At 71.9% G+C, this 22,215-nt stretch carries 22 protein-coding genes; 20 read left to right on the top strand and 2 right to left on the bottom strand.

The features are described 5' to 3' along the window. Positions 1-41: 41 nt before the first annotated feature. Positions 42-707 (bottom strand): bifunctional DNA primase/polymerase, encoded by a 666-nt coding sequence (locus tag FGW31_RS09305; RefSeq protein ID WP_142192912.1) that lies wholly within the window; start codon positions 705-707, stop codon positions 42-44. Positions 708-1,152: 445 nt separating this feature from the next. Here FGW31_RS09305 and nsdA point away from each other — a divergent pair, with 445 nt between their 5' ends. The 5 genes from nsdA to ffh all read left to right on the top strand — a co-directional run bounded on the left by nsdA (position 1,153) and on the right by ffh (position 8,784). Continuing rightward, positions 1,153-2,649, top strand: a complete 1,497-nt coding sequence (nsdA, locus tag FGW31_RS09300) for a transcriptional repressor NsdA (RefSeq protein ID WP_142192911.1) — start codon at positions 1,153-1,155, stop codon at positions 2,647-2,649. Between the two features lie 348 nt (positions 2,650-2,997). After that, positions 2,998-4,338: an ammonium transporter gene (locus FGW31_RS09295; RefSeq protein ID WP_142192910.1), complete on the top strand. Its 1,341-nt coding sequence runs from the start codon at positions 2,998-3,000 to the stop codon at positions 4,336-4,338. After that, the gene (locus FGW31_RS09290) at positions 4,335-4,673 is read left to right on the top strand and encodes a P-II family nitrogen regulator (protein WP_142192909.1); all 339 of its coding nucleotides are present in this window, start codon (positions 4,335-4,337) and stop codon (positions 4,671-4,673) included. The genes FGW31_RS09295 and FGW31_RS09290 overlap by 4 nt, the downstream gene beginning before the upstream one ends. Before the next feature lie 23 nt (positions 4,674-4,696). After that, positions 4,697-7,150, top strand: coding sequence for a [protein-PII] uridylyltransferase (locus tag FGW31_RS09285; RefSeq protein ID WP_142192908.1), 2,454 nt, complete (start codon positions 4,697-4,699; stop codon positions 7,148-7,150). An 83-nt stretch (positions 7,151-7,233) separates the two neighbouring features. Beyond that, positions 7,234-8,784: a signal recognition particle protein gene (ffh, locus tag FGW31_RS09280; protein ID WP_142192907.1), complete on the top strand. Its 1,551-nt coding sequence runs from the start codon at positions 7,234-7,236 to the stop codon at positions 8,782-8,784. Between the two features lie 265 nt (positions 8,785-9,049). Here the strand turns inward: ffh and FGW31_RS09275 are convergent, their stop codons facing one another. Then, positions 9,050-9,904, bottom strand: a complete 855-nt coding sequence (locus tag FGW31_RS09275) for a methyltransferase domain-containing protein (protein ID WP_142192906.1) — start codon at positions 9,902-9,904, stop codon at positions 9,050-9,052. 583 nt (positions 9,905-10,487) lie between these two features. Here FGW31_RS09275 and FGW31_RS09270 point away from each other — a divergent pair. From FGW31_RS09270 to dprA, 15 genes are all read left to right on the top strand, one after another. Next, positions 10,488-11,087 carry a hypothetical protein gene (locus FGW31_RS09270; RefSeq protein ID WP_142192905.1) on the top strand — a complete coding sequence of 200 codons (600 nt, stop codon included), beginning with the start codon at positions 10,488-10,490 and terminating at the stop codon, positions 11,085-11,087. Positions 11,088-11,392: 305 nt separating this feature from the next. Then, positions 11,393-11,812, top strand: coding sequence for a 30S ribosomal protein S16 (gene rpsP / locus FGW31_RS09265; protein WP_142192904.1), 420 nt, complete (start codon positions 11,393-11,395; stop codon positions 11,810-11,812). 2 nt (positions 11,813-11,814) lie between these two features. Continuing rightward, positions 11,815-12,054 (top strand): RNA-binding protein, encoded by a 240-nt coding sequence (locus tag FGW31_RS09260; protein WP_003973401.1) that lies wholly within the window; start codon positions 11,815-11,817, stop codon positions 12,052-12,054. A gap of 121 nt (positions 12,055-12,175) precedes the next feature. Next, entirely contained in the window at positions 12,176-12,727 is a 552-nt protein-coding gene (gene rimM, locus FGW31_RS09255; RefSeq protein WP_142192903.1) for a ribosome maturation factor RimM, read from the top strand. After that, positions 12,727-13,560 carry a tRNA (guanosine(37)-N1)-methyltransferase TrmD gene (gene trmD / locus FGW31_RS09250; RefSeq protein ID WP_142192902.1) on the top strand — a complete coding sequence of 278 codons (834 nt, stop codon included), beginning with the start codon at positions 12,727-12,729 and terminating at the stop codon, positions 13,558-13,560. The genes rimM and trmD overlap by 1 nt, the downstream gene beginning before the upstream one ends. A gap of 132 nt (positions 13,561-13,692) precedes the next feature. Continuing rightward, positions 13,693-14,043 (top strand): 50S ribosomal protein L19, encoded by a 351-nt coding sequence (gene rplS / locus FGW31_RS09245; RefSeq protein WP_142192901.1) that lies wholly within the window; start codon positions 13,693-13,695, stop codon positions 14,041-14,043. A gap of 45 nt (positions 14,044-14,088) precedes the next feature. Beyond that, positions 14,089-14,829: a signal peptidase I gene (gene lepB, locus FGW31_RS09240; protein ID WP_142192900.1), complete on the top strand. Its 741-nt coding sequence runs from the start codon at positions 14,089-14,091 to the stop codon at positions 14,827-14,829. Then, a complete protein-coding gene (lepB, locus tag FGW31_RS09235) occupies positions 14,822-15,913 on the top strand; it encodes a signal peptidase I (protein WP_142192899.1) in 1,092 nt (363 codons plus the stop codon). The genes lepB (FGW31_RS09240) and lepB (FGW31_RS09235) overlap by 8 nt, the downstream gene beginning before the upstream one ends. Beyond that, entirely contained in the window at positions 15,801-16,802 is a 1,002-nt protein-coding gene (gene lepB, locus FGW31_RS09230) for a signal peptidase I (RefSeq protein WP_142192898.1), read from the top strand. Before lepB (FGW31_RS09235) ends, lepB (FGW31_RS09230) begins: the two co-directional genes overlap by 113 nt. A 202-nt stretch (positions 16,803-17,004) precedes the next feature. Beyond that, positions 17,005-17,790 carry a signal peptidase I gene (gene lepB / locus FGW31_RS09225; RefSeq protein WP_142192897.1) on the top strand — a complete coding sequence of 262 codons (786 nt, stop codon included), beginning with the start codon at positions 17,005-17,007 and terminating at the stop codon, positions 17,788-17,790. Further along, the gene (locus FGW31_RS09220; RefSeq protein ID WP_142192896.1) at positions 17,780-18,304 is read left to right on the top strand and encodes an NUDIX hydrolase; all 525 of its coding nucleotides are present in this window, start codon (positions 17,780-17,782) and stop codon (positions 18,302-18,304) included. Before lepB (FGW31_RS09225) ends, FGW31_RS09220 begins: the two co-directional genes overlap by 11 nt. 56 nt (positions 18,305-18,360) lie before the next feature. Continuing rightward, complete coding sequence (locus tag FGW31_RS09215) at positions 18,361-18,669, top strand: DUF2469 domain-containing protein (RefSeq protein ID WP_003965949.1); 309 nt, start codon at positions 18,361-18,363, stop codon at positions 18,667-18,669. A gap of 109 nt (positions 18,670-18,778) precedes the next feature. Next, complete coding sequence (locus FGW31_RS09210; protein WP_142192895.1) at positions 18,779-19,180, top strand: YraN family protein; 402 nt, start codon at positions 18,779-18,781, stop codon at positions 19,178-19,180. Between the two features lies 1 nt (position 19,181). Then, positions 19,182-20,807 carry a YifB family Mg chelatase-like AAA ATPase gene (locus FGW31_RS09205; protein ID WP_142192894.1) on the top strand — a complete coding sequence of 542 codons (1,626 nt, stop codon included), beginning with the start codon at positions 19,182-19,184 and terminating at the stop codon, positions 20,805-20,807. Between the two features lie 179 nt (positions 20,808-20,986). Beyond that, positions 20,987-22,183: a DNA-processing protein DprA gene (dprA, locus tag FGW31_RS09200; RefSeq protein ID WP_142192948.1), complete on the top strand. Its 1,197-nt coding sequence runs from the start codon at positions 20,987-20,989 to the stop codon at positions 22,181-22,183. The last annotated feature ends 32 nt before the right edge of the window (positions 22,184-22,215 follow it).

The following is a 22,215-nucleotide window of genomic DNA, read 5'->3' as shown; positions in this document are numbered from 1 at the left end:
CGAGTCGGTCGGGGGACGGGCGCTTCGCCGTGTCCGGGCGGCTACGCCCCCGACCGGTGCGCCACGTACGCCAGCGTGCCCAGCAGCAGCCGGGCCTCCGGCGGGCGGGACGCCGACTCCAGCGCGGGGGAGCGCAGCCAGCGCACCGGCCCGAGGCCGCCCCGGTCGGACGGCGGTGCCGTGATGTGCGTACCGGGGCCGAGGCCGCGCAGGTCCAGGGCGGCGGGGTCGTCCCAGCCCATGCGGTAGAGCAGCTCGGGCAGGGCGGCGGCGGCACCGGGGGCGACGAGGAACTGGGCGCGGCCGTCCGGTGTGGCGGCGACCGGGCCGACCGGCAGGCCCATGCGCTCCAGCCGGGCCAGGGCGTGGCGCCCGGCCGCTTCGGCGACCTCGATCACGTCGAACGCCCGCCCGACCGGCAGCATCACCGAGGCCCCGGGGAACTCGGACCAGATGCCGGTCACCTCGTCCAGCGGCGCCCCGGCGCGGATCACCGGCGCGAGGTGAAGCGGATGCGCGCCCGGGGCGCGGCAGTCGGCCCGCCCGCAGGAGCAGGCACCCGAAGCGGCCCGGACGCCCGGCACCACGTCCCAGCCCCACAGCCCGGTGTACTCCGCCACGGCCGTGCCGTCCGACGCGCGGCTCCGGCGGCGCGAGCCGGACCGGATGTCGCGGATGCCCCGGCTGATACCGATCGTGAAGCCCATGCCCCCTCCAACGGGTCCGACCTACCGGTGGTTACGAAGCGAACTCGGAATGTGACTCTCTGTTTCCAGCTTCCCCGAGTCGCCGTGCTCAACCGGCGTTTTGACGCGCCAAGGTGGTGCGTCCGGCGGTGTGCGCCCCTGCGCGCATCGCTGCATCCACTTTTGGCTGTCCTGTGTCAAGTGAATCGCGCCTTGGCGACGCTGAGTTCATTCGAAGGGGTGGCGAATGGTGGCGATTGCGATTCCGCCATGGTGAGACGGGTGATCGTAGGGTTACGTTGTGTGCACGGCTTCTTGGGGCACATGCACTCGTGGGTATGCCGGGGGCAACTCGGGTTTCCGTTCGAAGGGTGGCATCCGCCGGACGGGCGGCCCCGGCAACCGGCATTCTGATAGGGCTTGGCGCACTCGGCGACAAGTGGTCTTCAGGGATGGGGGCGTTCCAGTGAGCGGCAACAGCGGTGGCGGGACGAACGCTGCGGGCGCGGAGAAACGTCCGAACGAGCTGCTCTCCTCCTGGTTCGTCCGCAGCGGCTGGTCCAAGGGCGAGCTGGCCCGCCAAGTCAACCGCAGAGCACGCCAGTTGGGCGCCAACCACATCTCCACGGACACCTCGCGCGTGCGCCGCTGGCTCGACGGCGAGAACCCCCGCGAGCCGATCCCCAGGATCCTCTCCGAGCTCTTCTCCGAACGCTTCGGTGTCGTCGTCTCCGTCGAGGACCTGGGCCTGCGCACCACCCGCCCGGCACCCTCCGCGACCGGCGTCGACCTGCCCTGGACGGGCCCGCAGACCGTGGCCCTGCTCAGCGAGTTCTCGCGCAGCGACCTGATGCTGGCGCGGCGCGGCTTCCTCGGGAGCTCGCTGGCCCTCTCCGCGGGCCCGTCCCTCATCGAGCCCATGCAGCGCTGGCTCGTCCCCACCCCGGCCGCCCCCCACTCCCGCCCCGAACCCGAGGCGGTGTCCTCCTCCGCCCGCGCCCGGGGCCGGCTCTCCAAGCCGGAACTGGACCTGCTGGAGACCACCACCGTGATGTTCCGGCAGTGGGACGCCCAGTGCGGCGGCGGCCTGCGCCGCAAAGCGGTCGTCGGCCAGCTGCACGAGGTGACCGACCTGCTCCAGGAACCCCAGCCCGAGACCGCGACCCGGCGGCTGTTCAAGGTCGCCGCCGAACTCGCCGAACTGGCCGGCTGGATGTCGTACGACGTCGGGCTCCAGCCCACCGCGCAGAAGTACTTCGTGCTCGCGCTGCACGCCGCCAAGGAGGCCGGTGACCGGCCGCTCGGCTCCTACGTCCTGTCCAGCATGAGCCGGCAGATGATCCACCTCGGCCGGCCCGAGGACGCCCTGGAACTGATCCACCTCGCCCAGTACGGCAGCCGGGACTGCGCCGGCCCGCGCACCCAGTCCATGCTGTATGCGATGGAGGCCCGCGCCTACGCCAACATGGGCCAGCCCGGGCGGTGCAAGCGGGCGGTCCGGATGGCCGAGGACACCTTCGCCGAGGCCGACGAGTGGGACGAGCCCGACCCCGACTGGATCCGCTTCTTCTCCGAGGCCGAGCTGTACGCGGAGAACGCCCACTCCTTCCGCGACCTCGCCTACGTCGCCGGCCGCAGCCCCACCTACGCCTCCCTCGCCGAACCGCTGATGAACCGGGCCGTGGAACTCTTCGGCCGGGAAGGCGGCGAACACCAGCGGTCCTACGCGCTGAACCTGATCGGCATGGCCACCGTCCACCTGCTCCAGCGCGAGCCCGAACAGGGCACGGTCCTCGCCACCGAGGCCATCAAGGCGGCCAAAAAGGTCCGCTCCGAGCGACTCAACACCCGTATCCGAAAGACGGTCGACACGGCCGTGCGCGACTTCGGTGAACTCGCCGAGGTCGTGGCGCTCACCGAACGGCTCGCCATCGAGCTGCCCGAGACCGCCGAAGCGGTCTGACACCAGCCTGCGACCGCCAGGCCCCGGCCGCGGCCGGCCCTCCCGAACTGCCCGACTCGGCTCCCCCATGCCAGGTCATTCGGAGGCCGACCGCGGCCGGTTCTGCGTCCGACCGGCCGCGGCTCACCACCGAGCACTCAAGGTTGCGTCACGATAACGATCGGCGCACCCCACAACCGGCGGTTCACCGACCCGTAACACGCCCGGTGCCTTCGTCACGGCGGCGAAACAACGAGGGGCCTCCACCGAAACGGCGCTGCGCCAATCTCGTGGCGCATAACCGGCCCACCCCTCAATCCGCTCAAGGCTTCGCCCGCACGGGGCCGTACCAACGACGAGGAGACGCCGATGGCACCAGCCATCACCCTGGCCGCGGAAGAGCCCACGCTCTCCGCCGCCAACACAGGGTTCATGCTCATCTGTTCCGCCCTGGTGATGCTCATGACTCCGGGCCTGGCCTTCTTCTACGGAGGCATGGTCCGCGTCAAGAGCACCCTGAACATGCTGATGATGAGCTTCATCAGCCTGGGCATCGTCACCGTCCTGTGGGTGCTGTACGGCTTCTCCATGGCGTTCGGCACCGACACCGGCAGCGTCATCGGCTGGAACTCCGACTGGGTCGGCCTCGGCAACATCGGCCTGACCGAACTCTGGGACGGCTACACCATCCCCGTCTACGTCTTCCTGGTCTTCCAGCTGATGTTCGCCGTCCTCACGCCCGCCCTGATCAGCGGCGCCCTCGCGGACCGCGTCAAGTTCACCGCGTGGGCGCTGTTCGTCGCCCTGTGGGCCACGATCGTCTACTTCCCCGTCGCGCACTGGGTGTGGGGCGCCGGCGGCTGGGCCTTCGAACTGGGCGTCATCGACTTCGCCGGCGGTACGGCCGTCCACATCAACGCCGGTGCCGCCGCGCTCGGCGTGATCCTCGTCATCGGCAAGCGCATCGGCTTCAAGAAGGACCCGATGCGCCCGCACAGCCTGCCGCTGGTCATGCTCGGCGCCGGTCTGCTCTGGTTCGGCTGGTTCGGTTTCAACGCCGGCTCCTGGCTCGGCAACGACGACGGCGTCGGCGCGCTGATGTTCGTCAACACCCAGGTCGCCACCGGCGCGGCCGTCCTCGGCTGGCTCGCCTACGAGAAGATCCGCCACGGCGCGTTCACCACGCTCGGCGCCGCCTCCGGCGCGGTCGCCGGTCTGGTCGCCATCACCCCGGCCGGCGGCGCGGTCTCCCCGCTCGGCGCCATCGCGATCGGCGTCATCGCCGGTGTGCTGTGCGCCATGGCCGTCGGACTGAAGTACAAGTTCGGCTACGACGACTCCCTCGACGTCGTCGGCGTGCACCTCGTCGGCGGCATCCTCGGCTCCCTCCTCATCGGCTTCTTCGCCACCGGCAAGGGCCAGTCCGACGTCGCGGGCCTCTTCTACGGCGGCGGCCTCGACCAGTTCTGGAAGCAGTGCGCCGGTGTCCTCGGCGTCCTCGCCTACTCCCTGGTCGTCTCCGCCGTCCTCGCCCTCCTCCTCGACAAGACGATCGGCATGCGAGTCTCCGAGGACGACGAGGTGGCCGGCATCGACCAGGCCGAGCACGCCGAGACCGCATACGACTTCAGCGGCGCCGGCGGCGGCGCGGCCCGCACCGCCACCACCGCCCCCGTCGCCCCGGCCGAGAGCAAGAAGGTGGACGCATGAAGCTCATCACCGCCGTCGTGAAGCCGCACCGGCTCGACGAGATCAAGGAGGCCCTGCAGGCCTTCGGAGTGCACGGACTGACCGTCACCGAGGCCAGCGGCTACGGCCGCCAGCGCGGCCACACCGAGGTGTACCGCGGCGCCGAGTACACCGTCGACCTGGTGCCCAAGATCCGCATCGAGGTGCTGGTCGAGGACGACGACGCCGAACAGCTGATCGACGTGGTCGTCAAGGCCGCCCGCACCGGCAAGATCGGCGACGGCAAGGTCTGGTCGGTCCCGGTCGACACGGCCGTACGGGTACGGACCGGCGAGCGCGGTCCGGACGCGCTCTGACACACGAGAACGGGAGTCGCCGGGTGACGAGTACGAACGTGACGAAAGAAGCAGAGGACTCGGGACCCAGCGGCTACGCGGCGGCCCGGCTGCGCCTCCTCACCGAGGGGACGCGGTCCGGGCCGCCGCGCCGTACCGCCCTCGCGGACCTCACGGACGACTGGCTCACCGGGCTGTTCACCGCGGGCGCGGACGGGGCGCGCGGCGTCTCCCTGGTCGCCGTCGGCGGCTACGGGCGCGCGGAGCTGTCCCCGCGCAGCGACCTCGACCTGCTCCTGCTGCACGACGGCAGTGACCCGCGGGCCGTCGCCGCCCTCGCCGACCGCCTCTGGTACCCCGTCTGGGACCTCGGGCTCGCCCTCGACCACTCCGTCCGCACCCCCGCGGAAGCCCGCAGAACCGCGGGCGAGGACCTCAAGGTCCACCTCGGACTGCTGGACGCCCGGCACCTCGCCGGCGACCTCGGCCTGACCACCTCCCTGCGCACCGCGGTGCTCGCCGACTGGCGCAACCAGGCCCCCAAACGCCTCCCCGCCCTCCAGGAACTCTGCGCCGAACGCGCCGAACGCCAGGGCGAGTTGCAGTACCTGCTGGAACCCGACCTCAAGGAGGCCCGCGGCGGGCTGCGCGACGCCACCGCCCTGCGCGCCGTCGCCGCCTCCTGGCTCGCCGACGCCCCGCGCGAGGGCCTCGCCGAGGCCCGCCGACGGCTCCTCGACGTACGCGACGCCCTCCACCTGACCACCGGCCGCGCCACCGACCGGCTCGCGCTCCAGGAACAGGACCAGGTCGCCGCCGAACTCGGTCTGCTCGACGCGGACACCCTGCTGCGCCAGGTCTACGAGGCCGCGCGCGTCATCGCCTACGCCGGCGACGTCACCTGGCGCGAAGTGGGGCGCGTCCTGCGCTCCCGCGCCGTGCGCCCCCGGCTCCGGGGCCTGCTCGGCGGCGGAAAACCGGCCGCAGAGCGGTCCCCGCTGGCCGAAGGGGTCGTGGAACAGGACGGCGAAGTGGTGCTCGCCCGAACCGCGCGCCCCGAACGCGACCCCGTGCTTCCGCTGCGCGCCGCGGCCGCCGCCGCACAGGCCGGACTCCCGCTCTCCCCGCACGCCGTACGGCGCATGGCGACCACCGCACGCCCCCTGCCCACGCCCTGGCCCGCCGAGGCCCGCGAGCAACTGGTCACCCTGCTCGGCTCCGGCCGGCCCACCGTGCAGGTCTGGGAGGCACTGGAGGCGGAAGGCCTGGTCACCGGCCTGCTCCCGGACTGGGACCGGGTCCGCTGCCGCCCCCAGCGCAACGCCGTGCACCTGTGGACCGTGGACCGGCACCTCATCGAGACGGCCGTCCGCGCCTCGGAGTTCACCCGGCGCGTGCACCGGCCCGACCTGCTGCTGGTCGCCGCGCTCCTCCACGACATCGGCAAGGGCTGGCCCGGCGACCACTCGGTGGCCGGCGAGGTCATCGCCAGGGACGTCGCCGCCCGCATCGGCTTCGACCACCACGACGTCACCGTGATCGCCGCCCTCGTACGCCACCACCTGCTGCTCGTCGAGACCGCCACCCGGCGCGACCTGGACGACCCCGCCACCGTGCGCGCGGTCGCCGAGGCCGTCGGCTCCCAGGGCACCCTCGAACTGCTGCACGCCCTCACCGAGGCCGACGCCCTCGCCACCGGACCGGCGGCCTGGTCGTCCTGGCGCGCCTCACTCGTCGCCGACCTGGTGAAACGGGTCTCCGCCGTGCTGAACGGAGCGGACCCGGCCGGCCCCGAGCAGGCCGCCCCCACCGCGCACCAGGAACGCCTCGCCCTCGAGGCCGTCGCCACGGGCGCCCCCGTACTGTCCCTGCGGGCCCAGCCCGAACCGCCCGCCGAAACCCACGGCGAACCCCTCGACGAGCCGGAGCCGCTCGGCGTGGAACTGCTCATCGCGGTGCCCGACCAGCCGGGTGTGCTGGCCGCGGTCGCCGGGGTGCTCGCCGTGCACCGGCTGACCGTGCGCACCGCGGAACTGCGCGCCCTGGACCTCCCGGCCGGCGTCGACGGCTCCGTGCTGCTGCTGGACTGGCGGGTCGCCGCCGAGTACGGCTCGCTGCCCCAGGCCGCCCGGCTCCGCGCGGACCTGGTCCGCGCCCTCGACGGCAGCCTGGACATCGCCGGGCGCCTCGCCGAACGGGACGCCGCCTACCCGCGCCGCCGCGGCGTGGTCGCGCCCCCGCCGCGCGTGACGGTCGCCCCGGCCGCCTCCCGGCACGCCACCGTGATCGAGGTACGCGCCCAGGACGCCCCCGGCCTGCTGTTCCGCATCGGGCGCGCCCTGGAGGACGCGGGCGTCCAGGTGCGCAGCGCGCACGCGAGCACCCTCGGCGCGAACGCGGTGGACGCCTTCTACGTCACCGACCCGCAGGGCACTCCGCTGCCCGGTGAGGAGGCGGCGGCGGTGGCCCGGAAACTGGAGGAAATGCTGCGTGGGTGAGGACACTCCGGTGTTCCGGCGCGCCGGGATACCCTGGAGGGCGATTCTCCAGCCTGTCTCCGACTCCGAGGACCGACGCCGCCGTGTTCGATACTCTCTCCGACCGCCTCAGCGCGACCTTCAAGAACCTCCGCGGAAAAGGCCGGCTGAGCGAAGCGGACATCGACGCCACGGCGCGTGAGATCCGCATCGCCCTGCTGGAAGCGGACGTGGCCCTGCCGGTCGTCCGCACCTTCATCAAGAACGTCAAGGAGCGTGCCCTCGGCGCCGAGGTCTCCAAGGCGCTGAACCCCGCCCAGCAGGTCCTCAAGATCGTGAACGACGAGCTCGTCACGATCCTGGGCGGCGAGACCCGCCGGCTGCGCTTCGCCAAGCAGCCGCCGACCGTGATCATGCTGGCCGGTCTGCAGGGTGCCGGTAAGACCACCCTCGCGGGCAAGCTCGGCCGCTGGCTGAAGGAGCAGGGCCACTCGCCGGTGCTGGTCGCCGCCGACCTCCAGCGCCCCAACGCCGTCAACCAGCTCAGCGTCGTCGCCGAACGCGCGGGCGTCGCCGTCTACGCGCCCGAGCCGGGCAACGGCGTGGGCGACCCGGTGAAGGTCGCCAAGGACTCCATCGACTTCGCGAAGACCAAGGTCCACGACATCGTGATCGTGGACACCGCCGGCCGCCTGGGCATCGACCAGGAGATGATGCAGCAGGCCGCGGACATCCGCGACGCCGTCTCCCCGGACGAGATCCTCTTCGTCGTCGACGCGATGATCGGTCAGGACGCCGTCAACACCGCCGAGGCGTTCCGCGACGGCGTCGGCTTCGACGGCGTGGTGCTCTCCAAGCTCGACGGCGACGCGCGCGGCGGTGCCGCCCTGTCGATCCGGCAGATCACCGGCAAGCCGATCATGTTCGCGTCGAACGGTGAGAAGCTCGACGACTTCGACGCCTTCCACCCGGACCGGATGGCCTCCCGCATCCTCGACATGGGTGACCTGCTCACCCTGATCGAGCAGGCGGAGAAGACGTTCAGCCAGGAAGAGGCCGAGAAGATGGCCTCCAAGCTGGCGTCCAAGAAGGGCCAGGACTTCACCCTGGACGACTTCCTGGCCCAGATGGAGCAGGTCCGGAAGATGGGCAGCATCTCCAAGCTGCTCGGCATGCTCCCGGGCATGGGCCAGATCAAGGACCAGATCAACAACCTCGACGAGCGGGACGTGGACCGCACCGCCGCGATCATCAAGTCGATGACCCCGGGCGAGCGCCAGGACCCGACGATCATCAACGGCTCGCGCCGCGCCCGTATCGCCAAGGGCTCCGGCGTCGAGGTCAGTGCCGTGAAGAACCTGGTCGAGCGGTTCTTCGAGGCCCGCAAGATGATGTCCCGCATGGCGCAGGGCGGCGGCATGCCGGGAATGCCCGGGATGCCGGGCATGGGCGGCGGTCCCGGCCGGACGAAGAAGAAGCAGAAGCAGGCCAAGGGCAAGCAGCGGTCCGGCAACCCGATGAAGCGCAAGCAGCAGGAGCAGGAGGCCGCCGCGCGCCGCGCCGCCGCCGCCGAGGGCGGCAACGCCTTCGGGCTGCCGCAGCAGGGCGGGAACGACTTCGAACTGCCCGACGAGTTCAAGAAGTTCATGGGCTGAGGCCCGTCCGGGCCCGCGCGACGGGGGCGTCCCTCACCTGAGGGGCGCCCCCGTCGCGCATCCGAAGGACGCTGCCGCCGCGGTCCGTGCGGCGTCCCGGTCGGGTGCCGGCGGGGTGTCCCGGTCCCGTATGCGTGGGGCGTGCCGGTCGCGGGTCCGTGAGGCGTCACGGTCCCCGTCGTGCAACCGGCCGCCGCGTACTCGGTCGTGGCGTACTCGGCTGCCGCGTACTCGGCCGTGGCGTACGCGGCCGTCGCGTCCGGCGTCACACGGTCCGGGCGATCAGGTACCGGAACACGTTCGGCATCCACACCGTCCCGTCCGGCCGCACGTACGGATGCAGGGCCTCCGTCAGCTCCTTGCCCACCTGCGTCCGGTCGGCCGCCGCGACCGCCGGGTCGAACAGCCCGGTCGACATCAGGCCGCGCACCGCGCTGTCCACGTCGGCGTAGCCGAAGGGGCAGGCCACCCGGCCGGAACCGTCCGGCCGCAGCCCCGCCCGCTCGGCGACCCGCTCCAGGTCGTCGCGGTCCGTGGAACGCCAGCCGTCCCGGCCGTGCGGCGGCTCCGCCGGCCCGGCGGCCACCCGCAGCACGGACGCCGTGGCGCACCGCTCCGGCGGCCCCCAGCCGGCCAGCACCACGGCCGCCCCGCGCCCGGCCAGCGGCGTCGCCCCGGCGAGCAGACCGGCCAGCCGCTCCGCGTCCCCCACGCGACAGCCGATCGGCTCGAAGGCGGTCACCAAGGTGTACGCGGACGCGTCCGCGCGGGCCGCGTCACCGGGGCTGCCGTGCACGATCCGGGCACCGGCGGGCGCCTGCTGCTGCCGCTCCTCGGGCAGCAGGCGTTCGCGCGCGAGGTCCAGCCGGTCCGCGCAGGTGTCCACACCGGTGACGGCGGCACCGCGCGAGGCCGCCATCAGCAGGGCCAGCCCCGAGCCGCAGCCCAGGCCCAGCAGCCGTGTCGCGGGTCCCACGTCCAGTCGCCCGTAGACGGCCTCGTAGAGCGGTACGAGCATCCGCTCCTGGATCTCCGACCAGTCACGCGCGCGTGCCCGCAGGTCCGCGCGCGGGACGGTCCCCGTACGAGACCGCTGCTGCCGCACGAGCGTAGGTGTCATAGGTAAGCGCCCCAATCAGCCGAGAGTTGCCGCGGTGTCCGATTCCCTGGCCCCCGTGCAGTGCGCCCGCACACCCCCCGTATGCCAGGAAACTCCGACCTCGACGTGCCGTCCAGTGGGAGACGGCGGCGGCTTGGTGCCTGACCGTGCCAGTGGCAAGAATTCACATTCCGGTAATCCCGGGCCGTTCGGTCCGCCACGGCGAAGGCACCCGGACGCCGTTTCCGGCCAAGGTCCACCGGACCGGACCGGGCTCCCGGCGGGGCGGTGCGGCACCGCGGCGGCGGAACCGGTAACGTCGCGGTCCTACGCGTCTCACGGGCCGGACGCACCGGCCGCCGCCGACGCGTCCGAAACGCCTCTTGCGTGTGCGCCGACACCCCGCGCACCGACGCGGGACGACCGCTACGCGCGGGGGCGTACGTCAGCCTACGCACCGACTTGAGGCGAGCTGCGAGGCTTCTCCGCAGATCAGCGCACCCGCCCTCGTCAGGACGCATCAGCGGCAACTGACGGGTACGTGCAAATTATTTGGGATGCCCCGGAATCGGAACACAGAGGCACCCAGCCTCGTTGTCATTACGTGAGCACGACACAGACACCACCTGTTCTCGCCGCAGAACTGGCGCAGGCGTGGGCCGACATTCAGCGGTACCACCCCGAGCTGCCCGATCTTGCCGCGCCCGAGTCCCTGATCGGGGAGTCGTCGTCCGCGTGCGGGCACGAACTCTCCTTCGAACGACTGCTCCACGAGGCAGTCCACGGCATCGCCGCCGCGCGCGGCGTGCGCGACACATCCCGTGCCGGCCGCTACCACAACCGCAGATTCCTCGCGATCGCCGAGGAGCTGGGCCTGGACCACCCCGAGGAACCGCATCCCAGCAGCGGCTTCTCACTGGTCACGCTCACCCCCGAGGCGAAGCGCCGCTACCGTCCCACGACGGAGCGCCTCCAGCGCGCCCTGAAGGCCCACTCCGCGGCGACGGCCGGCGACACCGCGCGCAGCTTCCGCGGCCCGGCCGCCCGGCACGGATCCTCCGGCGGCGGTGTCCGCGTCAAGGCCGTCTGCGACTGCGGCCGCAACGTCCGCGTGGTCCCGTCGGTCCTGGCCCAGGCACCCATCGTCTGCGGCGGATGCGGCAAGCCGTTCCGCATCCCCGAGGTCGTGGGAGCCGCGAGCTGACTCCTCTCCGGCATCTCGTGGGTGCCGGAGACACGGACGGCGCACGGGGCGGACGCCCGGGCCGGGAGTGCCGCCGCGCCTCCCGCCCGCGCCGCCCCGCGCGGCGCCCTGCCCGCGGCTCCGCGCGCCGACCCCGCGGTCGGGCGCGCCCCGCGGCGTGTGGCAGAATGGTCAGCTGTACTCGACAGCCGCACAGGACCCCTCTCTCCTCCGGCTGACGCGTCCATCGGGCACTCGGGTACCGCAACCCCACGCGGCTTCACTCGCCGTGCCCAACCACGTCAATTCCAGGAGAACCCACTCCCGTGGCAGTCAAGATCAAGCTGAAGCGTCTGGGCAAGATCCGTTCGCCTCACTACCGCATCGTCGTCGCCGACTCCCGTACCCGCCGTGACGGCCGGGCCATCGAGGAGATCGGCAAGTACCACCCGACGTACAACCCGTCGGTGATCGAGGTCGACGCCGAGCGCGTGGCGTACTGGCTCGGTGTCGGCGCCCAGCCGACCGAGCCCGTGCTCGCCATCCTGAAGAAGACCGGCGACTGGCAGAAGTTCAAGGGCGAGCCCGCCCCGGCTCCGCTGCTGCAGCAGGCCGAGAAGCCCGCCCGCCCGTCGTTCGAGGCACTCGGTGGCGACGACGAGGGCAAGGGTGAGGCGATCACCCAGAAGAAGAAGGCTGAGAAGAAGGACGAAGCCGCCGCTGAGTCCGCGTCGACCGAGGCCTGAGCATGCTCGAGGAGGCTCTCGAGCACCTCGTGAAGGGCATCGTCGACAACCCTGACGATGTGCAGGTGGCCTCGCGCAACCTGCGCCGCGGGCGTGTGCTCGAGGTCCGGGTCCACCCGGACGACCTCGGCAAGGTGATCGGCCGCAACGGCCGCACCGCACGCGCCCTGCGCACCGTCGTGGGCGCCATCGGCGGCCGCGGTGTCCGCGTCGACCTCGTCGACGTGGACCACGTCCGCTGACGCTTATCGCAACCGGCTCGGGCCGGGGAGGGCCTTCAGGCCGTCCCCGGCCCGCAGTCGTGTCCGGCCGCCGCACGCACCCGTCGTGGAAGCCCGTCGAAGATCAGGAGAACCAAGCACCGTGCAGCTGGTAGTCGCTCGCATCGGCCGCGCCCACGGCATCAAGGGCGAGGTCACCGTCGAGGTCCGCACCGACGAGCCCGAACTGCGGCTCGCCCCCGGCGCCGTCCTGGCCACCGAACCGGCCTCGGCCGGCCCGCTGACCATCGAGACGGGCCGCGTCCACAGCGGCCGCCTCCTGCTGCGCTTCGAAGGCGTACGCGACCGCACCGCAGCCGAGGCACTGCGCAACACCCTCCTGATCGCCGAGATCGACCCGGAGGAACTGCCCGAGGGCGAGGACGAGTACTACGACCACCAGCTGATCGACCTCGATGTCGTCACCAAGGACGGCGAGGAGGTCGGCCGCATCACCGAGATCTCGCACCTGCCCACCCAGGACCTCTTCGTCGTCGAACGCCCCGACGGCAGCGAGGTGTACGTACCGTTCGTCGAGGAGATCGTCACCGAGATCGACCTCGAGGAACAGCGCGCCGTCATCGACCCCCCGCCCGGCCTGATCGACGACCGCGCGGAGACCGCCTCCGCCAAGGACCCGGGGGACCAGGCCTGATGCGGCTCGACGTCGTCACGATCTTCCCCGAGTACCTGGAACCGCTGAACGTCTCCCTCGTCGGCAAGGCCCGCGCCCGCGGACAGCTGAACGTGCACGTCCACGACCTGCGCGCCTGGACCCACGACCGGCACAACACCGTCGACGACACCCCGTACGGCGGCGGCCCCGGCATGGTCATGAAGACCGAACCGTGGGGCGACGCACTGGACTCCGTACTCGCCGACGGCTACGAGACCGGCTCCCGCACCCCGGCCCTCATCGTGCCCACCCCGAGCGGCCGCCCCTTCACCCAGGAACTCGCCGTCCGGCTCTCCCAACACCCCTGGCTGATCTTCACCCCGGCCCGCTACGAAGGCATCGACCGCCGCGTCATCGACGAGTACGCGACCCGCATGCCCGTGTACGAGGTGTCTATCGGCGACTACGTCCTCGCCGGCGGCGAGGCCGCCGTCCTGGTGATCACCGAGGCCGTGGCCCGGCTGCTCCCCGGCGTCCTCGGCAACGCCGAGTCCCACCGCGACGACTCCTTCGCACCCGGCGCCATGGCCAACCTCCTGGAGGGCCCCGTCTACACCAAGCCGCCCGCCTGGCGCGGCCGGGAGATCCCCGAGGTGCTGCTCAGCGGCCACCACGGCAGGATCGCCCGCTGGCGGCGCGACGAGGCACTGAGGCGCACCACCGCCCACCGGCCCGACCTCATCGAACGCTGCGATCCCGCCGCCTTCGACAAGAAGGACCGCGAGATGCTGTCCATCCTGGGCTGGGAACCGGACCCGGCGGGGGAGCCGTACGGCCGATTTTGGCGCAGGACCGACGGCGTGGAAGAATAGGCCGCTGTTGTGCGTCGTCAGGCGTGCGCCCCTGCCGCAGGGGGACACGACGCCCGCCCCGAACCGCACACCTCGATCCCGAACCCTAGTTGCCGTTGATGACCTGCGGCATCAACGAAGAAAGCAGACGAAATGTCTCACCTGCTCGACTCCGTCGACTCCGCGTCGCTGCGCACCGACGTCCCGGCGTTCCGCCCCGGCGACACCGTCAACGTCCACGTGCGCGTCATCGAGGGCAACCGCTCCCGTGTGCAGCAGTTCAAGGGCGTGGTGATCCGCCGCCAGGGTGCCGGCGTGCGCGAGACCTTCACGGTCCGCAAGGTCTCCTTCTCCGTCGGCGTCGAGCGCACCTTCCCGGTGCACACCCCGATCGTCGAGAAGATCGAGCTCGTCACCAAGGGTGACGTCCGCCGCGCCAAGCTGTACTACCTGCGCGAGCTGCGCGGCAAGGCGGCGAAGATCAAGGAGAAGCGCGAGAACTGAGCGCTTTACCGGAGCCATATGAGGGCCGGATACCATCTGGCCCCGATGGACACCGAAGCACAGCCGACGGAGCGCGACCGCTCCTTCCCCCCGGACCGCCCCGAGGACACCTCGGGCAGACCGGGGCCGGAGGGACGGTCGCGTTCCGCGTTGCTGTCGCGCCTCACCCGAGGACTTCCCGGCGGGCGGATCACCCTCACCCTGCTGCTCTGCCTGCTGTTCCTGCTGACGGTCAACACCTACGTGGCGCGGCCGTTCCAGATCCCCAGCGGATCCATGGAACAGGCACTGCGCGTCGGCGACCGGGTCCTCGTCAACAAGATGGCGTACCGCTTCGGCGCCGGACCGCGGCGCGGCGACGTGATTGTGTTCGACGGCACCGGGTATTTCGGTGAGGCCGACTACATCAAACGCGTCGTCGGGGTGGGCGGGGACCACGTGGTCTGCTGTGACGGGGAGGGGAGGATCCGGGTGAACGGGCGGTCGGTCGACGAGTCGGGCTTCCTGTACCCCGGCGACAGCCCCTCCACGGTGCCCTTCGACGTCGTCGTGCCCGACGGGCGGCTGTTCGTCCTCGGCGACCACCGCAGCGACTCCAGCGACTCCCGCGACCACCTCGGCTCGCCCGGCGGCGGCATGATCCCCGTGGACGACGTGATCGGCCGCGCCGACGGCATCGTCTGGCCGCTCCGCCACGCCGGCCGGCTGCACCGTCCCGACGCCTACGCGCGCGTACCCGCCGCCGCGGCGGACACGGCCCCCGCGGGGGTGGACGCCCATGGGTAACCGCGGCAAGCCCCGCGGCGCCCCGCGCAGCGCCTCGGAGGACCTGCTGCCCACCGGCGCCCGCCGCGCGGCCGGACCGGTGCCCGGACGCACCCGCGCCGAGCGCCGCAAACTCCAGCGCAAGGTCAAACGGCGCCGCAGGCGCAGCGCCGTCAAGGAGATCCCCCTCCTCATCGGCGTCGCCGTCCTGATAGCGCTGGTGCTGAAGACGTTCCTCGTCCAGGCCTTCGTCATCCCGTCCGGCTCCATGGAGCAGACGATCCGGATCGGCGACCGGGTCCTCGTCGACAAGCTCACCCCGTGGTTCGGCTCCAAGCCGCAGCGCGGGGACGTCGTCGTGTTCAAGGACCCCGGCGGCTGGCTGCGGGACGAGCAGACCGCGCCGAAGAAGGACGACCCCGTCGGGATCAAGCAGATCAAGGAAGGCCTCACCTTCATCGGACTGCTGCCGTCCGACAACGAGAAGGACCTCATCAAGCGGGTCGTCGGCGTCGGCGGCGACCGCGTCCGCTGCTGCGACACCCAGGGCCGCCTCACCGTCAACGGCGTCTCCCTGAACGAGGACTACCTGTACCCGGGCAACGCCCCCTCCGCGATCCCCTTCGACGTCACCGTCCCCACCGGACGGCTGTGGGTGATGGGCGACCACCGGGAGAACTCCGCCGACTCCCGCTCCCACCAGGACACCGACTACGGCGGCACCGTCTCCGAAGACGAGGTGGTGGGCCGGGCCATGGTCATCGCCTGGCCGCTCGGCCACTGGAGCACCCTGGAGGAGCCCACCGCCTACGCCGCCGTGTCCGACGCGGCGCCCGGGTCGAACGCTGCCGCCCCGCTGTCGCATAGGGTTGCCCCGGGCGATCCGAACGGAATCGTCCAGCTCCCGACCCCTGCGGAACTCCCGCTCGTTATGGGAGTGGTGGGCCTGCGTCGCGCCTGGCGCGGGCGGCGGCAGAGAGTGAGGAGTTGGCGTGGGGGATGTGGCGGTTGGCGCACGGTCCGGTCAGGGCGGCGAGGAGCACCGCGGACGCCCCGCGGAGTCGGTCGACCCGGCCGCGGATCGCGCCGAACCCTTCGTGAGTGACACGCGGGCGGTCGAGGACGGCGCAGTGAGTGAGGACCCGACGAAACCCGGCGGCCAGGGCCCGGGCGACCCGCCGGCCCAGCCGAAGAAGCAGCCCCGCTCCTTCTGGAAGGAGCTGCCGATCCTGATCGGCATCGCGCTGGTGCTGGCGCTGCTGATCAAAACGTTCCTGGTACAGGCGTTCTCGATCCCCTCCGACTCGATGCAGAACACCCTCCAGCAGGGTGACCGCGTCCTGGTCGACAAGCTCACCCCCTGGTTCGGCTCCGAGCCCGAGCGCGGCGAGGTCGTCGTCTTCCACGACCCCGACAACTGGCTGGCCGGCGAGCCGACGCCCGACCCCAACGCCCTGCAGAAGGTCCTCAGCTGGATCGGCCTGATGCCGTCCGCGGAGGAGAAGGACCTGATCAAGCGGGTCGTCGGCGTGGGTGGCGACACCATCGAGTGCAAGGGCACCGGCCCGCTCACGGTCAACGGCATGGCGCTGAACGAGCCGTACGTGTATCCCGGCAACACCCCGTGCAGCCAGGACGACCAGGGCGGCCAGTTCAAGGTCGAGGTGCCCGCGGGGCACATCTGGGTGATGGGCGACCACCGGCAGAACTCCCGGGACTCCCGCTACAACCAGGCCGACAAGAACCACGGCATGGTGCCCGTGGACAAGGTCGTCGGCCGTGCCGTCGTCATCGCCTGGCCGGTCAACCGCTGGAACAACCTGCCCGTCCCGGACACCTTCGACCAGCCCGGCCTCGACCCGTCCTCGTCGTCCGCCGCGGCCCTCACCGTGGCGCCCCAGGGGCTCGCGCTCGCGGGCGCGGTGCCGCTGGTCCTGTGGCGGCGGCGCCGGCACAACGGTGCGGCGGAGGCCCGGGCCCACACGGCGGGCTGACCGCGTCCCGTGCCGCACCGGGACCGCGGTGCGGGCGGTCCGTGTCCGGTGCAGCCGAGGCGGGCTGACTGTGTCCGGTGGCGCACGAGGCGAGGCGGGCGGTCCGTGTCCGGTGCAGCCGAGGCGGCCCGACCGCGTCCGGGTCGCTGGGGCCCGCGAAGAGGGCTGACCGCGTCCGGTACCGCCGGGTAGGGTGCGGCCCATGAGCGGTCAGAGCACGACACGTACGGTTCCCGGCAACGTCGGCCCGGGTGCCGCACGAACGGGCAGCCGGACCGGGCAGCGACTGTCCGGACTGGCGGTCGCCCTGGGCATGGTGCTGTTCCTCGGCGGGTTCGCCTGGGGAGCGGTGGTGTACCGGCCCTACACCGTGCCCACCACGTCGATGTCGCCCACCATCGGCGCCGGCGACCGGGTGCTGGCCGAGCGCATCGACGGCGCCGACGTCCGCCGCGGCGACGTCGTCGTCTTCCAGGACACGACCTGGGCGAACGTCCCCGTCCTCAAGCGGGTCGTCGCCGTCGGCGGCGACACGGTCTCCTGCTGCCGGGAGGGCCGGCTGACGGTCAACGGCAAGGAGATCGACGAACCGTATCTCCCCAAGGGCACGGCGGCGGAATTCTCCGCCTTCTCCGAGGTGACCGTGCCGAAGGGACGCCTGTTCCTGCTCGGTGACGAGCGCTCCGGCTCCGTCGACTCCACCGCCCATCTGACCGACGCCGCCGGCGGCACGGTCTCCCGCGGCGCCGTCCAGGCCCGCGTCGACGCCGTAATCTGGCCGATGAACGGCATGCTGGCGGCACCCACCGGCCCCGACGGCTTCGAGCAGCTCGGTGCCCTGTCCTCGCCGGGCCCGCTGCGGACCGTCGTCGCCCTGGTGATCGCCGGAGCCGTCCTGGTGCTCGGCGGGGCCGCGTACGGCCCGCTCGCCAGGCGGGCGGGCGCCTCCCGGGCCCGGACGAGCGCGGGGGCCACCGGTGGCCGCTGACCCCGCCCCGGCGGCGCAGGACACGTACGAGGGCGGGCTGCGCCGTGTCGCCCGGGTCGTCCTGCTCGATCCCCAGGACCGCATCCTGCTGCTGCACGGCCACGAACCGGACGATCCCACCGACGACTGGTGGTTCACGCCCGGCGGCGGTGTGGAGGGCGACGAGACCCGTGAACAGGCCGCCCTGCGGGAACTCGCCGAGGAGACCGGCATCACCGAGGTCGAGCTGGGGCCCGTGCTGTGGCGGCGCCGATGCTCCTTCCCGTTCGCGGGGCGCCGCTGGGACCAGGACGAGTGGTACTACCTCGCCCGGACCGCACAGACGGTGACCGCGGCCACGGCGCTGACCGAGCTGGAGCGGCGCAGCGTCGCGGGAGCGCGTTGGTGGACGTGCCCGGAACTCGCCCGGGCACATGAGACGGTGTATCCGACCAGACTCGCCGAGCTGCTGCACACACTGCTCGACGAAGGTCCCCCGGCCGGGCCCGTGACCCTGGACACCGAAATCGTCTAGGTACTCCCGGGACTGGCGCACAATGGTGGGATCGCACGGCTGAAGGGGAACATGCCATGAGCGCCGAGGACCTCGAGAAGTACGAGACCGAGATGGAGCTGAAGCTCTACCGGGAGTACCGCGATGTCGTCGGTCTGTTCAAATACGTGATCGAGACCGAGCGGCGCTTCTACCTGACCAACGACTACGAGATGCAGGTGCACTCGGTCCAGGGAGAGGTGTTCTTCGAGGTGTCCATGGCGGACGCCTGGGTCTGGGACATGTACCGGCCGGCCCGCTTCGTGAAGCAGGTCCGCGTCCTCACATTCAAGGACGTGAACATCGAGGAGCTCAACAAGAGCGACCTGGAACTCCCGGGCGGATGACCCGGACCCGGCTGTGGATACCTGCCCGATCAACGTCACCCGCGTGAGTGACGGACTTGTCCACAGCCACTGAGTTACCCACCACGATCCACTCCGTGGGGCTCGACGCGTGACGGTTGGTGCCGGAGGTGGTGCCGACATGAACGCACAACGAGCACGCAGCGCACTCGGCAGGTACGGCGAGACACTCGCCGCCCGACGACTGACCCAGACCGGAATGACCGTCCTCGCACGCAACTGGCGCTGCGGCAGGACCGGCGAGATCGACATCGTGGCCAGGGACGGGGACGCCCTCGTCGTCTGCGAAGTGAAAACCCGCAGGTCGGGCAACTTCCAGCACCCCATGGAAGCGGTCACACCCGCCAAGGCCGACCGCCTGCGCGCCCTCGCGGAACGCTGGCTGCAACAACACGGGGCAGCACCACCCGGCGGCGTCCGCATCGACCTCGTCGGCGTACAGCTGCCCGCCCGCGGCGCGCCCGTCGTCACCCACGTCCGAGGGGTGGCCTGACATGGCATTCGCACGAACATGCTCCGTGGCACTGGTCGGCGTCGAAGGCGTCGTCGTGGAAGTCCAGGCCGACCTCGAACCCGGCGTCGCCGCCTTCACCCTCGTGGGCCTGCCCGACAAGAGCCTGACCGAGAGCAGGGACCGCGTCAGGGCCGCAGTGGTCAACTCCGGCGCGGAATGGCCGCAGAAAAAACTCACCGTCGGACTCAGCCCGGCCTCCGTACCCAAAGCCGGCAGCGGCTTCGACCTCGCCGTCGCCTGCTCGGTACTCGGCGCCGCCGAACGCATCGACCCACGCGTACTCGCCGACATCGTCATGATCGGCGAACTCGGCCTCGACGGCCGCGTACGGCCGGTCCGCGGCATCCTGCCGGCCGTACTCGCCGCAGCCGACGCCGGCTACGAACAAGTGGTCGTACCGGAATGCGCCGCCGCCGAAGCCTCACTGGTACCCGGCGTGTCCGTCCTGGGCGTCCGCAGCCTGCGGCAACTCATCGCACTCCTCACCGACGAACCCGTACCCGAGGAGCACACCGACGAACAGGCACGGCCCGACCCGCTGCTCGCCGGACTGCGCCTGCCCGGCACCGGAGCGGCCACCGGCATGCACAGCACCGGCACGGCACCGCACGACCAGGAACACGACCTCGCCGACGTCGTCGGCCAGCACTCCGCCCGAACCGCGGTCGAGGTGGCCGCGGCAGGCGGACACCACCTCTTCCTCGAAGGCCCACCCGGCGCCGGCAAGACCATGCTCGCCGAACGACTCCCGTCGATCCTGCCACCCCTCGACCGACAGGCCTCACTCGAAGTCACGGCCGTCCACTCGGTGGCCGGACTCCTGCCCCCGGGCAACCCGCTCATCGACACCCCGCCCTACTGCGCACCCCACCACTCCGCCACCATGCAGGCACTCGTCGGCGGCGGCCCCGGCACCGCCCGGCCGGGAGCGGTGTCCCTGTCCCACCGCGGCGTGCTCTTTTTGGACGAAACGCCCGAATTCAGCAGCCGAGCCCTGGACGCCCTCCGTCAACCCCTCGAAGCCGGACACGTGGTCATCGCCCGCAGCGCCGGCGTGGTGCGCTTCCCGGCACGCTTCCTGATGGTCCTCGCCGCCAACCCCTGCCCCTGCGGCCGCTACACCCAGACCAACAACCTCTGCGACTGCCCGCCCTCCGCCATCCGCCGCTACCAGGCCAGACTGTCCGGGCCACTGCTCGACCGCGTCGACCTCCGCGTCGAGGTCGACCGCGTCACCCGCACCGAACTCACCGCGGGCGGAACCCGAGGCGACACCACCGCCACGGTCGCCGACCGCGTACGGACCGCCCGGGACCGCGCCGCCGCACGCCTCACCGGCACCCCCTGGCGCACCAACAGCGAAATCCCCGGACGGGAACTGCGCAACCGCTGGCACCCCGCCCCCGGCGCCATGGACGAAGCCGAACGCAACCTCGAACGAGGCGTACTCACCGCCCGGGGACTCGACCGGGTCCTCCGGGTCGCCTGGACCGTCGCCGACCTCACCGGCCACGACCGACCCGACGCCACCGACGTTGCCCTCGCCCTCCAACTGCGCACCGGCATCCCACGCGGCGTCCCCATGACCCTCGGAGCGACCGCATGATCCCCGCAGCCCGACCCGGAGATGCGGAGACCGGGCTGGAGGGCACGGTCGCCGAAGCGGGCAGCACAGGTGACGGGCCCGGGGACGCGGCGGCAGGGGCGGCCGGGGCGGAGAACGTGGCCGTCGGACCGGAGAACACGGTAGTCGCGCCTCGGGGCGCGGCGGTCGGACCGGACAACATGGCCGTCGGACCGGAGAGCGCCACGGCCCGACCGGACGACACCGCAGCAGGACCCGGCGACGAACAGCTCAACCGGGTCTTCCTCACCCGAGTCCTCGAACCGGGCGACGAGACCGGCGGACGCTGGGTACGGGAACTCGGCGCGGACGCGGTGGTACGACGACTGCGCGACCGCGGCGAACCCCTGCCAGGCGCAAGCGCCAAACGATGGGCCGGACTGCTCGCCCGGGCCGCCCACGCCCAACCACACCGCGATCTCGCCACGGCACACGACGCCGGAGTACGGTTCGTGCTCCCCGACACCACCGAGTGGCCCCGCCAACTCGACGACCTCGGCGACGCACGACCCCTCGGCCTGTGGGTACGCGGCACCCCGGACCTGCGGATGTGGGCCCTGCGCTCCGTCGCCGTCGTCGGCGCCCGCGCCTGCACCGCATACGGCGCACACATGGCCACCACCCTCTCCGCAGGCCTCGCCGAACGCGGCTGGATCGTCGTCTCCGGCGGCGCCTACGGAGTGGACGGCGCCGCCCACCGCGGCGCCCTCGCCTCCGGCGGCGCCACCATCGCCGTCCTCGCCGGCGGCGTCGACCGGCCCTACCCACGCGGACACGCCGGGCTCATCGCAAGAATCGCCGAACAGGGCCTCGTCATCGGCGAATTACCGCCCGGCGACCACCCGACACCCCACAGATTCATCCTCCGTAACCGCGTGATCGCCGCACTCACCCGCGGCACCGTCGTCGTCGAGGCAGCCCACCGCAGCGGCTCCCTCGCCACCGCCAGAGCCGCCCGACGCCTCGGACGCCACACGATGGGAGTCCCGGGACCGGCCACCAGCGGCCTCTCCGCCGGAGTGCACGCACTGCTGCGCCAGGACGCCGTACTCGTCACCGACGCCGCCGAGGTTGTCGAACTCGTCGGCGACATGGGCGACCTCGCACCGGAACACAAGGGCCCGGTACTGCCCCGCGACCTCCTGGACCCGGCCGCCCGACACGTCCTCGCCGCCCTGCCCGCACACAGGGACGCGGAACCACAGGAGATCGCCCGCGCCGCACAGACCACACCGGACGACGCGATCGCGAGACTGTACGAACTACGAGCACTTGGTTACGTCGAACGACACGGCGACGGCTGGAAGTTGACGCGCCAGGCGATGATCTCGGTCCGCGACGGCCACACAGCGCGCTGACGGAGCGTGTTCGTCCGTCCGGGGGAACCCCG

This window comes from Streptomyces calvus (assembly GCF_006782915.1).
Lineage (GTDB): Bacteria > Actinomycetota > Actinomycetes > Streptomycetales > Streptomycetaceae > Streptomyces > Streptomyces calvus.
This window is presented reverse-complemented; position numbering and strand designations above follow the sequence as displayed.